Source organism: Nonomuraea sp. SBT364 (assembly GCF_001083785.1).
Classification (GTDB): Bacteria; Actinomycetota; Actinomycetes; order Streptosporangiales; family Streptosporangiaceae; genus Nonomuraea.
Window position 1 is genome coordinate 1 of sequence record NZ_LAVL01000195.1, and the last position, 14432, is coordinate 14432.

The 14432-nt window shown below is 75.6% G+C and carries 6 protein-coding genes; 3 read left to right on the top strand and 3 right to left on the bottom strand.

Annotation, left to right across the window (positions count from 1 at the left end; translation table 11 throughout):
* A partial coding sequence (locus ADY59_RS41860) for a polyketide synthase (protein ID WP_269433686.1) occupies nucleotides 1-812 on the bottom strand: 812 nt, incomplete at its 3' end.
* 28 nt (nucleotides 813-840) lie between these two features.
* Nucleotides 841-9450 carry a type I polyketide synthase gene (locus ADY59_RS41865; protein ID WP_082310813.1) on the bottom strand — a complete coding sequence of 2870 codons (8610 nt, stop codon included), beginning with the start codon at nucleotides 9448-9450 and terminating at the stop codon, nucleotides 841-843.
* Nucleotides 9451-9713: 263 nt separating this feature from the next.
* Between ADY59_RS41865 and ADY59_RS41870 the strand changes: the two genes are divergently transcribed.
* Together ADY59_RS41870 and ADY59_RS41875 are read left to right on the top strand one after the other, a co-directional pair.
* Nucleotides 9714-11063: a condensation domain-containing protein gene (locus ADY59_RS41870; RefSeq protein WP_049575156.1), complete on the top strand. Its 1350-nt coding sequence runs from the start codon at nucleotides 9714-9716 to the stop codon at nucleotides 11061-11063.
* A 24-nt stretch (nucleotides 11064-11087) separates the two neighbouring features.
* Entirely contained in the window at nucleotides 11088-12623 is a 1536-nt protein-coding gene (locus ADY59_RS41875; protein ID WP_049575158.1) for an AMP-binding protein, read from the top strand.
* 5 nt (nucleotides 12624-12628) lie between these two features.
* Here the strand turns inward: ADY59_RS41875 and ADY59_RS41880 are convergent, their stop codons facing one another.
* Entirely contained in the window at nucleotides 12629-12901 is a 273-nt protein-coding gene (locus tag ADY59_RS41880; protein ID WP_049575161.1) for a phosphopantetheine-binding protein, read from the bottom strand.
* 177 nt (nucleotides 12902-13078) lie between these two features.
* Between ADY59_RS41880 and ADY59_RS41885 the strand changes: the two genes are divergently transcribed.
* Nucleotides 13079-14432: condensation domain-containing protein (locus ADY59_RS41885; protein ID WP_197094099.1), on the top strand; the 1354-nt coding region annotated here is incomplete at its 3' end.

The following is a 14432-nucleotide window of genomic DNA, read 5'->3' on the forward strand; positions in this document are numbered from 1 at the left end:
GACGACAACCGCTCCAGCACCAGCACCCCGACACCCTCGGCCCACGCCGCCCCATCAGCCGAGGCCGAGAACGACTTGCACCGCCCGTCCGCCGACAACGCCCGCTGCCGCGAGAACTCGACGAAGATGTCCGGGGCGGCGATCACGGTGACGCCGCCGGCCAGCGCGAGCGTGCACTCGTCCTGGCGCAGCGCCCGCGTCGCGAGGTGGAGCGCGACCAGCGAGGACGAGCAGGCCGTGTCCACGGTGATGGACGGCCCCTCCAGGCCGAGCGTGTAGGAGACGCGCCCGGACAGCACGCTCGGCGTGCTGGAGGTGAGCAGGGTGCCCTCGACCTCTTCGGGCACCTGGTCGAGGAAGCGCGTGGAGTAGAGCTCGTACATGCTGCCCGCGTAGACGCCGGTGCGGCTGCCGCGCAGCGTGCCCGGGTCGATCCCGGCCCGCTCCAGCGCCTCCCAGCTCGACTCCAGGAACAACCGGTGCTGCGGATCGGTCGCCAGCGCGCTGCGCGGGCTCATCCCGAAGAACCCCGCGTCGAACTCCCCCGCGTCGTGCAAGAACCCGCCGTGGCGCACATAGGACTTGCCGGACGCCTCCGGGTCGGGGTCGTACAACCCGTCCACGTCCCAGCCCCGGTCAGAGGGGAACGCGCTGATCGCGTCGCCGCCGGAGGCCACCAGGTCCCACAACTCCTCCGGGCCCGTCACCCCGCCGGGGAAGCGGCAGGCCATGCCGACGATCGCCACCGGCTCGTGCCGGCGTCCCTCCTCGTCGGCCAGTCGCCGGCGGGTCTCCGCCAGCTCGACGGTCACACGCTTGAGATAGGCACGGAGTTTCTCGTCATTCGCCACGTTCTGGCCTTTCCATAGACAGGGGGGACGTCATCGCCCGGTTGTCGATGAGGGCGAAGATCTCCTCGTCCGATGCGGAACCGATCTCCGCAGCCCCGCCGGAAACGGCGGGGTCGGCGGAGGGGTCGGCGGCGGTGGCGCCGATCCTCGTGAGCGCGCTCTGCAGGATGGCGACGAGCTGGCCGCGCACCGCGTCCGCCTCGCCGTTGGCCGTCCGCAGCATCGACTCGGCCTGGTCCACGGCGGCCCGCAGCGCGTCCTCGGCCGACGGCGCCTCGGACGCCAGCGCGCCGAACAGGTAGGCGGCGAGCGCCGTGACGGTCGGGTGGTCGAAGACCAGCGTGGCGGGCAGCCGGAGCCCGGCGTCGGTGTTGAGCCGGTTGCGCAGTTCGACGGCGGTGAGCGAGTCGAAGCCGAGCTCGTTGAAGGCCCGGTCCACGTCCACGTCGCCGGGGCTGCCGTGCGCCAGGACCGCGGCGACGTGCGAGCGGACCAGCTCGATCAGGTGGGCCCGGCCGTCGGCCTCGCTCATCCCCGCCAGCCGCTCGGTCAGCCCGCCGGATCCGGCGACGGTGGCCGTGCTCGCCGCCGTCGCGCGGCGTGTGGTGCGGACGAGTCCGCGGAGCATCGGCGGCAGGTCGCCCGCCTCGGCCCTGGCGCGCAGCCCGGCGGTGTCCCAGCGGGCGGCGACCATCAACGGGTCCGAGCCGGTCAGAGCCGTGTCGAACAGCTCCAGCCCTTGATCCACGGTCAGCGGCGCGATCCCCGCCCGCGCCAGCCGCGCCACATCCGCCCGCGACAGCCCGCCCGACATACCCGACTCGGTGTCCCACAGACCCCACGCCACCGACACGGCCGCCAGGCCGAGCTCCCGCCGATGCGCCGCCAGCGCGTCCAGGAACGCGTTCGCCGCCGCGTAGTTGCCCTGACCGGCGTTCCCCAGCACACCCGCCAGCGACGAGAACAACACGAAGAACGACAGCTCACGATCCCGCGTCAGCTCGTGCAGGTACCAGGCCGCGTCGGCCTTCGGCGCCAGCACCGCGTCGAGCCTGCCGCCGGAGAGCCCTTCCAGGACGGTGTCGTCGAGCACGGCGGCGGTGTGCACCACACCCGCCAGTGGCACCTCTGCCAGCAGCCGGGTAAGTGCGTCGCGGTCCGAGACGTCACAGGCCGCGACCGTGACGTGGGCGCCCAGCTCCTCCAGCTCCGCCACCAGCTCGCCGGCGCCCGGAGCCGTCTCGCCGCGCCTCGACACCAGCAGCAGGTCCCGCACCCCGTGACGGGCCACCAGGCGGCGCGCCACCAGCGCGCCCAGCCCACCGGTGCCACCCGTCACCAGCACCGTGCCGGAGATCTCCGGCGACACCCCCGAGGCGAACTCGCCCCGGCTCAACCGCGGCACCAGCAGCCCCTGCCCCTCAGCGGCCGTGGCCGCGGCGGCGGTGGCGGTGGCGGTGGCGGTGGCGGTGGTGGTGGCGAGCTGGGTCTCGCCGGAGGCGATGGCGGCGGCCAGGTCCTGCCAGGCGGTGAAGCCGGGGGCGATCTCGGCGAGGACGAAGCGGCCGGGGTGCTCGGACTGCGCCGACCGCACCAGGCCCCAGACGGCCGCCGTCTCCGGCCCGCCGGGACGGGTGGCGAACACCAGCCGCGACTCGGCGAACCGCTCGTCGGCGAGCCAGCCCTGCGCCAGGTCGAGCACCTCGCGCAGGGCGTCGTGCGCCGAGTACGGCAGGTCGTCGCCGTCGGCGTGGACGGGCGCCAGCACCGTCGCGGGCACCCGGCCGGCGCTCATCCCGGCCAGCGAGGCGAGGTCGTAGTAGCGCGGCGCGGCGATCCCCGCCCGCTCCAGCTCGGCCTCCATCTCGTCGGCCGCCTCGTCGTACCCGACGACCGCCCAGCCCCCGTCGCCCGCGAGCTCGGCCGGCTCGGGCAGGGGCGTCCAGCCGAGGACGTAGCCGGCGGCCGCGGCGGCGGGGCGGGCGGCGCTTCTCGGCAGCCGGCGCAGGGCCAGCTCGGCCGCGGCGACGCGGGCGCCCGCGCCGTCGAACAGCGTCAGCGCGATCCGGTCGTCGCCCAGGTCCGTGATCCGGGCGCGCACCGACTCGGCCCCGTGCGCGGCGACCCGTACGCCGCTCCAGGAGAACGGCAGCAGCAGCGCGGCCGGGTCGTCGGCCGACTCCAGCACCACCAGGTGCAGCACCGCGTCCAGCAGCGCCGGGTGCAGGACGAACCGCCCGGCGTCGGCGCGTACCGGCTCGGGCAGCGCCACCTCCACGTACGCGTCGCCGCCGTCGCGCCAGGCCGCGTGCAGCCCCTGGAAGGCGGGACCGTACGCGTACCCGCGCTCGGCGAGCAGGTCGTACACGCCGTCCAGCCCGATCGGGACGCCCTCGGGCAGCCGCTCGGGCGAGGGCTCGGAGCCGGAGCCGGAGCCGAGCAGGCCGGTGGCGTGGCGGGTCCAGGGGGCGTCGGCGTCGCCGGCGGGGCGGGCGTGGATGGCGACGGCGCGGCGGCCCTGGTCGTCCGGGCCGTCCACGCTGACCTGCACGTGCATGGCGCCCGCGGGCGGCAGCGGCAGGGGCGCCTCCAGGGTGAGGTCCTCGACCGTGTCGCAGCCGGCCGTGGCCGCGGCCTGCAGCGCCAGCTCGACGAAGGCGGTGCCGGGCAGCAGGACGCCGTCGTCCACCGCGTGGTCGGCCAGCCACGGCACGGCGCTCACCGACAGCCGCCCGGCCAGCAGGAATCCGTCCCCGGCGGCGAGCGGCAGCACGGCCTCAAGCAGCGGATGCCCCGGGCCGGAGCCCGGCCGGCCGATGCCCAGCAGGACCCCCGAGCCGCCGGCGGGGGCGGTGAGCCAGTGCCGGTTCCGCTCGAACGGGTAGCCGGGCAGGGCGTCGTGGCGGCGGCGGGCCACGCCGAGCGCGGCGGTCCAGTCGACGCCGGCGCCGAGCACCCACGCCTGGCCCAGCGCCTTGAACAGCCTCGGCGCGCCGCCGTCGCCGCGCCGCAGCGTGCCCGTGGCGCCTCCGGCGGCGCCGGCCGCCGCGAGCGTGTCCTGGACGTGGCCGGTCAGCACCGGGTGCGGGCTGGCCTCGACGAACACCGGCGTCCCCGTCGCCGCGACCGCCTCGACCGCCTGCTGGAAGCGGACCGGGTTGCGCAGCCCGGTGAACCAGTACTCCGGGGTGAGCTCGCCGGGGTCGATGAACTCGCCCGCGTACGAGGAGCAGAACGCCACCTCGGTGTCGCGGGGCCGTACGCCGTCGAGGACGCGCAGGATCTCCTCGCGCAGTTCCTCGATGTGCGGGGTGTGCGCGGCGTAGCCGATGGCGATCCGGCGGGCCTGGACGTCGTCGCCGCAGGCGGCGGCGAACTCGTCCAGCGCGTCGGCGTCGCCCGCCACCACCGTGCTGGACGGGCCGCTGAACACGGCCGGCCACAGGCGTCCGGCGAACGGCTCCAGCAGTTCCCCGACGCGACCGGCGGGCAGCGACACGGCGATCATCCCGCCCTTGTCGCCGAGCCGCGTCAGCGCCCGGCTGCGGAGCACGACCACGCGGGCGGCGTCCTCCAGGGAGAGCGCCCCGGCGGCGCACGCGGCGGCGATCTCGCCCTGCGAGTGACCGACGACGGCGGCGGGGTGGACGCCGAGCGAGCGCCACAGCCCGGCCAGCGCGACCATGACGGTGAACAGCACCGGCTGGATGACGTCCGAGCCCTCCATCGGGGGCGCGCCGTCGCGGCCGCGCAGCACGTCGATGATGGACCAGCCGGTGTACGGGAACAGCGCGCGGTCGCACCTGACGGCCTGCTCACGGAAGGCGGGGCTGTTGTCCAGCAGGTCCACGGCCATGCCGGCCCACTGGGAGCCCTGGCCGGGGAAGACGAACACCGGCCGGGCGTCGGCGGGCGCGACGCCGCTGGTGACGGCCGCGTGCGGCGTCCCGGCCGCCAGGGCGGCGAGCGCGGCCAGCAGCTCGTCCGGGTCGGCGGCCACGACGACGGCCCGGTGCGCGAACGCGGCCCGCCGCGCCAGCGCCCGCCCGGCATCCACGAGCACCCCGATGACGCGCCCGGCGGCCGCTTCACCGGCGGCTGCGGTTCCGCTGTCGTCCTCGGCCACGGCTTCGCCGGCGGCTTCCGCTCCGGCTGCGAGGTTCTCGGCGTACGTGCGCAGGCGGGCGGCCTGGGTGCGCAGGGCGGGCTCGGTCCTGGCGGACACGGTCCACACGATGGGCCCGGCGGCCGTGCCGACCACCGGCTCCCCGGGCGGGAGCGGCGCGGGCGGCGGGGCGGCCTCCACGATGACGTGCGCGTTCGTGCCGCTGATGCCGAAGCTGGACACCCCGGCCCGCGGCGTCCGGTCCCCGTCGAGCTCGACCGGTGCGGTGAGCAGGCTGACCCCGGCCGAGGCCCAGTCCACGTGCGGCGTGGGGTCGGCGGCGTGCAGGGTGGGCGGCAGGGTGCGGTGCTCCAGCGCCTTCACCATCTTGATCACCCCGGCCACCCCGGCGGCGGCCTGGGTGTGGCCGATGTTGGACTTGAGCGAGCCGAGCCAGACGGGCCGTCCCGGGTCGCGGCCCTCGCCGTACACGGCGATGACCGAGTCGGCCTCGATGGGGTCGCCGAGACGGGTGCCGGTGCCGTGCGCCTCCACGGCGTCGACGTCGGCGGCGGTGAGCCGGGCGTCGGCCAGCGCCTGCCGGATGACCTCGCGTTGCGCCTGCCCGTTCGGGGCGGTCAGGCCGTTGCTGGCGCCGTCCTGGTTGACCGCGCCGCCGCGCAGCACGGCGAGGACCGGGTGACCGTGGCGCCGGGCGTCGGAGAGCCGTTCCAGCACGAGCATGCCCGCGCCCTCGGCCCAGCCGGTGCCGTCGGCCTGTGCGGAGAACGCCTTGCACCGGCCGTCGCCGGCCAGCCCGCCCTGCCTGCTGAACTCCACGAACATGCCGGGCGTCGACATCACGGTCACGCCGCCCGCCAGGGCCATCGCGCACTCGCCACGCCGCAGCGCCCGCATCGCCAGGATGATCGAGACGAGCGAGGACGAGCAGGCGGTGTCGGTGGTGATCGCCGGTCCGCGCAGGCCGAGCGTGTAGGCGACGCGGCCGGAGACGACGCTGAGCGCGGTGCCGGTCAGCAGGTGGCCGTCGGACGCGCCGTCCGGCTGGTGCAGCCGGGGGCCGTAGTCGGGAGCCATGGCGCCCACGTACACGCCGGTGGCCGAGCCGCGCAGCGTCGCCGGGTCGATGCCGGCGCGTTCGACGGCCTCCCAGCAGATCTCCAGGAGCAGCCGCTGCTGCGGGTCCATGGCGGTGGCCTCGCGCGGGCTGATCCCGAAGAACGCGGCGTCGAACCGGTCGGCGTCGTGCAGGAACCCGCCGTGCCTGGTGTCGCTGGTGCCCGAGCCGGAGCCGAACAGCGTGTCGAGGTCCCAGCCTCGGTTGCCGGGGAACTCGGTGATCGCGTCGGCGCCGGTGCTGACCAGCCGCCAGAGGTCCTCGGGCGAGGCGACCTCGCCGGGGTAGCGGCAGCCCATGCCGACGACCGCGATCGGGTCGTCGTCGGGCCCCGCCGGGCCGGTGGCGGTGGTGGCGGGTGCCGGCTCGCCTCCGGTGAGCAGCGCGTGCAGGTGACCGGCCAGCCGGTCGGGCGTGGGGTGGTCGTACAGCAGTCCGGCGGGCAGCCGCAGCCCGGTGGCCGAGCGCAGCCTGTCGCGCAGCTCGACGGCGGTGGCCGACTCCATGCCGAGGTCCTTGAACGTGCGCCCCGGCTCGACCGCGCCGACATCGCCGTAGCCGAGCAGCCGCGCCGTGGTGGCCAGCACCAGCTCGCGCACCTCGGCGCGCGAGCTCCCGGCCGGCCGCGCCGCGCCCGGCTCACCGCCGTTCACGGCCTGCGCGGGCCCAGCGGCGGTGGCCGGCACGTCCGGCGTGCCCGGGGGCGGGGTGCGGCGGGACAGGGCGGGCGTGCCGTGGCGCAGGCGCTGGAACGGGTACGTGGGCAGGTCGACCGGGCGGCCGCCGGGGCAGAGCCGGGACCAGTCGACCGGCGCGCCCTGCGTGTACGCCTGGGCCAGCGACCGGGTCAGCCGGTCGGCTCCGCCCTCGCCGCGGCGCAGGGTGCCGGTCACGGCCACGTCCCGGCCGGCGTCCTCGGCCGTCTCCTCCACGCCCGTGACCAGCACCGGGTGCGGGCTGCACTCGACGAACAGCGCGCAGTCCTCCAGGGCGGCGCGGACCGCCTGGCCGAACCGGACCGGACGGCGCAGGCTGCGGTACCAGTAGGCGGCGTCGAGCCCGGCGGTGTCCATCGGCTCGCCCGTGAGCGTCGACACGAACGTGGTCGCGCTGCTCACCGGCCGGATCGGGGCGAGGGCGGCGAGCACCTCCTCGCGTACCACCTCGACCTCGGGCGAGTGGGACGCGTAGTCCACCGGGATGATCTTGGTGCGGTGGTCCGGCAACCGGGCGGCGAGCTCGGCCAGCGCTTCCCGGGGGCCGGAGACGACCAGCGAGCGGGGCCCGTTGTAGGCCGCCACGGACACGCCTTCGGGCAGCACGGGCTCGACCACGTCCAGCGGTGCGGCGACCGACATCATGCCGCCCCGGCCGGTGATCCCGGCGATGGCGCGGCTGCGCAGGGCGACGACCCTGGCGGCGTCGGGCAGCGTGAGCGCGCCGGCGACGGCGGCGGCGGCGATCTCCCCCTGGGAGTGGCCGACGACCACGGCGGGGTGCACGCCGTGCGCGCGCCACGTCTCGGCCAGCGAGACCATGACCGCCCACAGCGCGGGCTGCACCACGTCGACCCGGTCCAGGCCGGGGGCGCCGGGCCGCTCCCGCAGCACGTCCATCAGGGCGTAGGAGGTGAAGGGCCCGAGCGCGTCGGCGCACTCGGCGAGCCGCGCGGCGAACACCGGCGAGCCGGCGATCAGCTCGCGCGCCATCCCGGCCCACTGCGATCCCTGCCCGGGGAAGACGAAGGCGCATCCGCCGGTGACGGCGGTCCCGGTGACGACGGCGTCGTGCGGGCGGCCCTCGGCCAGGGCGTTGAGGGCCTCCCGGCGCATGGCCCGGCCGGGTGCGAGGACGACGGCGCGGCGTTCGAAGGACGTCCTGGTGGTGGCGAGGCTCAGCGCCACGTCCGCCGGATCCGCCGCGGGGTCGCCGGCGAGCCCGGCCAGCCGGGCGGCCTGCTCGCGCACCGCCTCCTCGGTCCGTGCGGACACCACCCACGGCACACCGCCGTCCGGCGCCTCCGCACGCGCCGCACCGGCCGGCCCGGCCCCGGCGATCACCGTGACGGGCGCAGGCCCGGCGACGGCCGTCGTGGGAGGGGGCTCGGCGATGATCAGGTGGCAGTTGGTGCCGCCCATGCCGAACGAGCTGACGCCCGCCAGCAGGCGGCCGTCCCCGGGCCACGCGCGGGTCTCCTGGACGACGCGCAGGCGCAGGGCCTCCAGCGGGATCTCCGCGGGCGGCGTGCGGAAGTGCAGGCTGGCGGGCAGCTCCCGATGCCCGACCGCCAGCACCACCTTGAGCAGCCCGGCGATGCCCGCCGCGCCCTCCAGGTGGCCGATGTTCGTCTTGACGGACCCGACCAGGAGCGGTTCGGCCCGGCCGGCCCCGTAGACGGCGCCGAGCGCGGCGGCCTCCACCGGGTCGCCGGCCTTGGTGCCCGTGCCGTGCAGCTCGACGTAACGCACCTCGCCGGGCGTCACCCCGGCCTCGGCGCAGGCGAGCCTGATGACCTCCTCCTGCGCCGGCGCGCTGGGCACGGTCAGCCCTTCGCCGCCGCCGTCGTTGTTGACGGCCCCGCCGAGGATCACCGCGTGCACCCGGTCGCCGTCGGCCAGCGCGTCGGCCAGCCGCTTGAGCACCACGACGGCGCCGCCCTCGCCGCGCACGTACCCGTTGGCCCGCTCGTCGAAGACGTGGCAGCGGCCGTCGGGCGACAGCGCGCCGAACGCGCCGATGGCGGCGGTGGTCTCGGCGAGCAGGTTCAGGTTCACGCCGCCGGCCAGCGCCACGTCGCTCTCGCCGCGCCGCAGGCTGGCCGCGGCCATCTGGACCGCGACGAGGGACGACGACTGGCCGGTGTCGAGGGTGAGGCTGGGGCCGCGCAGCCCGAGCACGTACGAGATCCGGTTGGCGATCAGCGCCCGGTTGACGCCGGTGTAGGCGTGCCGGCCGGGGCCGGGCGCCCGGTCCCGCAGGGCGGCGTAGTCCTGGGAGATGGCGCCGAGGAAGACGCCGGCGGCGCTGCCGCGCAGGGCGGCGGGCACGACGCGGGCGTGCTCCAGGGCCTCCCAGCCGAGTTCGAGCGCCAGCCGCTGGTGCGGGTCCATCGCGGCCGCCTCGTTGGGCGAGATGCCGAAGAAGGCGGCGTCGAAGCCGTCCACGTCGGCCAGGAACCCGCCCCGCCGGTACTCGGCCACCTCGGCCCATCGGCCGGCGGGCGCGTCCGTGACCGCGTCCACGCCCTCGCGCAGGAGTCTCCAGAAACTCGCCGGATCGGCTGCCTGTGGGAGCCTGCACGCCATGCCGACGACGGCGATCGCGTCCGTCCCGCTCCGCTGTCCCGACTCACCCATCAATGCGCCACCCCAAAGCCTCGGGCGTCCAAATGACGCCGTTTATCCGAACGGCTGTGAAGCATTTACCGACAGCCGGACGAGTTCGCGGCTATTGCATAGTGAATGAGACCCTAATTGGCGGCCCGGATCAGGCACACAGGCTGCGGGCGGCACCTTGTTGCCGCCATTTGTGGCCAACGCCCGCGACCGGTCCGCCCCTTGACCCGGGGATCGCCGTCGGGGATGAATAACGGACGGAGAAAGCCGCGGGAGGAGGGCGTATGCCCGTCGAGTCTCCGCTCAGCCACGGCCAGCTCTTCAGCTGGCGGGAGATCGAGCGGTATCCGGAGGACTGGCTGGCCGAGGCGAACCTGCCGGCCACCTGGGACCTGCGCGGCCTGTCCACCGGCCAGGTGACGGCCGCGCTGGAGCGGCTCGTCGCGCGGCACGAGGCCCTGCGGACCACGTACGACCCGGGCGGCGGCACGCCGTCGCAGCTCGTGCACGAGGACGTGGCGCTGCCGATCGAGCGGGTCGACCGGGTGGTGACCGATCCGACCGAGCACGAGCGGACCAAGGCCGAGCTGGTGGCGCTGCCGTTCGCGATGGCGGGCGACCTCAACTGGCGCGGCCGGATGGTGAGCTCGCGCGGCGCGCCGGTGTACCTGACGCTCACGTTCTCCCACCTGATCGTGGACGTGTGGTCGATCCACCACCTGCAGGACGAGTTCAAGGCGCTGACGTCCGGCGCGGGCCGGCCGGCGCCGCTGGGACCGGCGCCGCGCGAGGTGGCGCGGCGGCAGCGGGCGGCCGACTGGCTGCCCAGGCAGGAGAGCGCAGAGCGCTACTGGCGCGCCGTGCTGGCCGAGGGGCTCACCGACGAGCTGCCGACGCTGCCCGCGCGGGTCAAGCGCGAGCGGCTGGAGCTGACGCTGCACTCGCGGCGGCTGGGCGGCCTGGCCGCCGAGGCGGCCCGCAGGCACGGCGTCACCGCCCCGGCGGTCGTGATGGCGTTCGTCGCCGCCGGCCTGGCGCGGCACCTCGGCACCGACCGGGTCACGATGAGCCTGATGTCGTCCAACCGGTTCGCGCCGGAGGACCAGCACCTGATCGGCACCATGAACCAGCTCGTCCCCGTCGTGACCGAGGTGGACCGGCGGGCCACGATCGCCGACCACATCAAGCGGCTGCACTGGTCGGGGGCCAGGGCCTACCGTCACGGCAGCTACGACTTCGACCGGATCACGCGGGTGGCCGGGCCGGCGCCGGAGCACGGCTGCTGGGTCAACCACTTCTTCCGCGCCTGGTTCAACTACATCCAGGTGGACCGGCGGCCGAGCGACCCGGCTGACCAGACGCCCGCCGAGCTGGCCTGGACGCCTGTCGCGCAGCCGTACGGGCAGGCGTTCCGCGTCCGGGTGGAGGTACGCGGCGGGCGCACCAGCGTGCTCATGCTGGGCGACCCCGAGGTGCTGCCGGCCGCCGCGATGACCGACATCATGCGGACGATCCCGCTCGGCATCCAGCTCGCGCTGACGGACCCCGGCCGGGCGCTGAAGGACCTGTGGAGCGCGGGCGGGGAGCTGCCGCCGGCGCTGTTCCCGTCCAGCCCGCCCGAGCCGCCCCGGTAGCGGGCCGTCATCGAGGAAGAGGCCATGGCACGCACCCTCTACCAGTGGTTCGCCGCTTCCGCGGCGCGGCACGGCGATCGGGCCGCCCTGGAGGTGGGCGGCGAGCGCCACACCTACGCCGAGCTGGAGACGCTGTCCGGATGGCTGGCGGCACGGATCGCCGGCGCCTGCGACGGGCCGCCGGCGCGGGTGGGCCTGCACGCGGGCCGGAGCCTGCTGGCGTATGCCGGGTACCTGGCGATCCAGCGGCTCGGCGCGGCGGTGGTGCCCCTCAACCCGGCCGCGCCGGCCGCGCGCAACCGCCTGGTGGCCGCGTCCGCGGGCCTCGGCGCGGTGCTGTCCGACGCCGCCCACGAGCCTCCGGGCCTGGCCGGCGGCCCCGTCACGGTGCGGGTGGACGCCGGCGACCTGCGGACGGTCCGCCCCATGCCGGCCTGCCGGCCGCCTGCCGGCACGGCGCTGGACGACGTCGCCTACGTGCTGTTCACGTCGGGGTCGACCGGGGTGCCGAAAGGGGTGCCGATCCGCCACCGGAGCGTGGACGCCTACCTGCGGCACGTGATCCCCCGGTACGGGCTCGGGCCGGGGAGCAGGGTGTCGCAGACCTTCGACCTGACGTTCGACCTGTCGGTGTTCGACCTGTTCGCCACCTGGGGCAGCGGCGCGACGCTGGTCGTGCCGGGGCGCTACGACCTGCTCAAGCCGGTCGCGTTCGTCGCCAGGGAGGGGCTGACCCACTGGTTCTCGGTGCCGTCGGTGGTGTCGGTGGCGATGCGGCTGCGCCGGCTGGCGCCGGGGTCGATGCCGTCGCTGCGGTGGAGCCTGTTCTGCGGGGAGCCGCTGACGCTGCGGCAGGCCGACGCCTGGCGGGCGGCCGCGCCCGGCAGCGTCCTGGAGAACGTGTACGGGCCGACGGAGCTGACGCTGAGCTGCACCGAGTACCGCCTGCCCGCCGACCGCTCCCGCTGGCCGGAGACGGCCAACGGGACGGTGCCGATCGGCCTGCCGTACTCGGGGGTCGAGCACCTGGTGCTCGACGGCGACGGCCGTCCCGCGGAGGAGGGCGAGCTGTGCCTGCGCGGCGTGCAGCGCTTTCCCGGCTACACCGACCCGGAGGTGAACGCGGGCCGGTTCGCCGCGTTCGACGGCGAGGTCGCGGCCGGGGCCGTGACGGGCGCCACGGCGGCGCCCGAGCTGTGGTACCGCACCGGCGACCGGGTGGCCTGGCGTGACGGGCTGCTCGTGCACCTGGGCCGGCTGGACCAGCAGGTGAAGATCTCGGGCCACCGGGTGGAGCTGGGCGAGGTGGAGTACGCGCTGCGCGGCCAGCCCGGGGTGCAGGAGGCGGCCGTGCTGGCTGTGCCCGGCCCGGACGGCGAGCCGGAACTGGCCGCCGCGTGCACCGGCGCCGGGCTGGACGCGGTGGCGCTGGTCAAGGGCGTCACGCAGGTGCTGCCCGGTTACATGGTGCCCCGGTCGGTCGCGCTGCTGGCGGAGCTGCCGCTCAACGCCAACGGGAAGGTGGACCGCCGGGCTCTGGCGGCGGTCCTGCGAGGGTGACGGCGTCAGAACGGCCTGGGGCGGTCCGGGGGCCGGGTCGTCATCAGCGTGGACAGCGCCGTCCACAGCGAGCCGACGGTCGCGAACGTGCTCTCGTCCAGGAGCTCGTCGGGCAGCTCCAGCGCGTAGCCGTTCTCGATGTCGACCATCAGCCGCACCACGCCCATCGAGTCGAGACCGAGCGCCGACAGCTCGTCGCGGGCGGTCAGCCCGCCTGACTCCGCGTACGGCAGATGCGCGCGCAGAATGCTCTGGAATCGGTCCGGAATTTCCAGCATCGCGTTACCCCCAATCCAGTGGTGAATATTCAGGCTGCCGAATGCGTGAACGCCGGTCAACAATGGCGCTCCTGGCAGGTAGTCACGGCCGGAACCTGCCATTGAACAGCGGTTGTCCCGGGCGCCGGAAAGGCTGATCCTCGAATGTGTCCGCGCCGACCGCTGGGGGTGGAACCGGTGAGATCCGCTAGTTTGTGCTGGGGCCAGCGCTACATGTGGCTGCGGGTCCACCAGCTGCCGCCCCGCCATCAGCACGAGACGCACGTGGTCCTGCGCTTCGACGTGCCCTCGGGGCTCACGGTGGCCGCCTGCCGGGCGATGCTCACGTACCTGACGCGCCGGCACGAGATCCTGCGCACCACCTTCGACGCCGACGCCGAGCAGCGGGTGAGTCCGCCGGCGCCGCTGCCGGTCACGGTCGTCACCACCGAGCGGGACGGCACCGCCGCGCCCGCCGAGGTGATCGAGGAGCTCGGCACCCGGCCGTTCGTCCTGGCCGCCGAGTGGCCGGTGCGGGCGTGCCTGATCACCTCGGGCGGGGTGCCCCGGCACTGCGTCCTGGTGTTCAACCATCTGGCCGTGGACGTGTGGACGCTCGGCGAGATCAAGCGGGAGCTGCGCGCGCAGAGCGCCGGGGCCGCCGCCCGCCGCCCGGCCACCCTGCTCCCGGTCCGGCACCAGCCCGCCGACCTGGCCCGGCACGAGGCGTCGGCCGACGCCGCCATCGTGGCGTCACGGGCCATGGCGTACTGGCAGGAGCAGGTCGCCGCGCTGCCGCCGGACGCGTTCGCGGCGCGGCGGGCGGAGCGGCGGGCGGAGCGTCCGGGGCCGCCGGCCCGGCACGCGACGCTGATCTCGCCGGCGATGCTGGCCGCGTCGCGGCGGGTGGCCGCCCGGCACGGGGTGTGGCCGTCGCTGGTGCACGTGGCCGCCTGGACCGCCATGACGGCCGCCTGCACCGGCCAGGAGGACGTCGCGCACCTGGCCTTCGTCAGCAACCGCGAGTCGCATCCCTGCCCCGACGTGCTCACGTGCATGTTCTCGCCGATGCTGGTGCGGGTCGGCTGCGCCGGCGACCCGACGTTCGGCGAGCTGCTGAGCCGGGTGGCCGCCGCGTACGAGCGGGCCCGTGAGCACGCCTACGTGCCCTACGACAAGGTCGTGGAGATGGTGTCGCGGGAGGGCTCGCGGCGCGGCGCGGCCGTGCGGCTCGGCTCGGAGATCAACTTCATCAAGCAGCGCACCCGCGAGTACGGCGGCCGGCGCACCGCCTTCACCTGGAACCCGGTCCCGGAGGCGTGGGCGCACCACGACGACGACACCTACCTGCGCGTGGACGAGTGGCGCGACGCGGTCGCCCTGTCGCTGCACGCCGCCTCGGCCGTCATGGACGCCGGCGACGTCGAGCGGTTCCTGCGCGGCATGGAGTCGCTGGTGCTCGCGCACGACGACCCCGGCGCCGGCCTGCCGCTGAGCGAGCTGGCCCGGCGGGCCGGGTTCGCCCCGCCCGCCGGGCCAGCTCGCTCAGCGG

Coding starts and splice junctions, on each gene's coding strand:
- ADY59_RS41865 (WP_082310813.1), bottom strand. CDS start 9,450: ATGGGTGAGTCGGGACAGCGGAGCGGGACGGACGCGATCGCCGTCGTC.
- ADY59_RS41870 (WP_049575156.1), top strand. CDS start 9,714: ATGCCCGTCGAGTCTCCGCTCAGCCACGGCCAGCTCTTCAGCTGGCGG.
- ADY59_RS41875 (WP_049575158.1), top strand. CDS start 11,088: ATGGCACGCACCCTCTACCAGTGGTTCGCCGCTTCCGCGGCGCGGCAC.
- ADY59_RS41880 (WP_049575161.1), bottom strand. CDS start 12,901: ATGCTGGAAATTCCGGACCGATTCCAGAGCATTCTGCGCGCGCATCTG.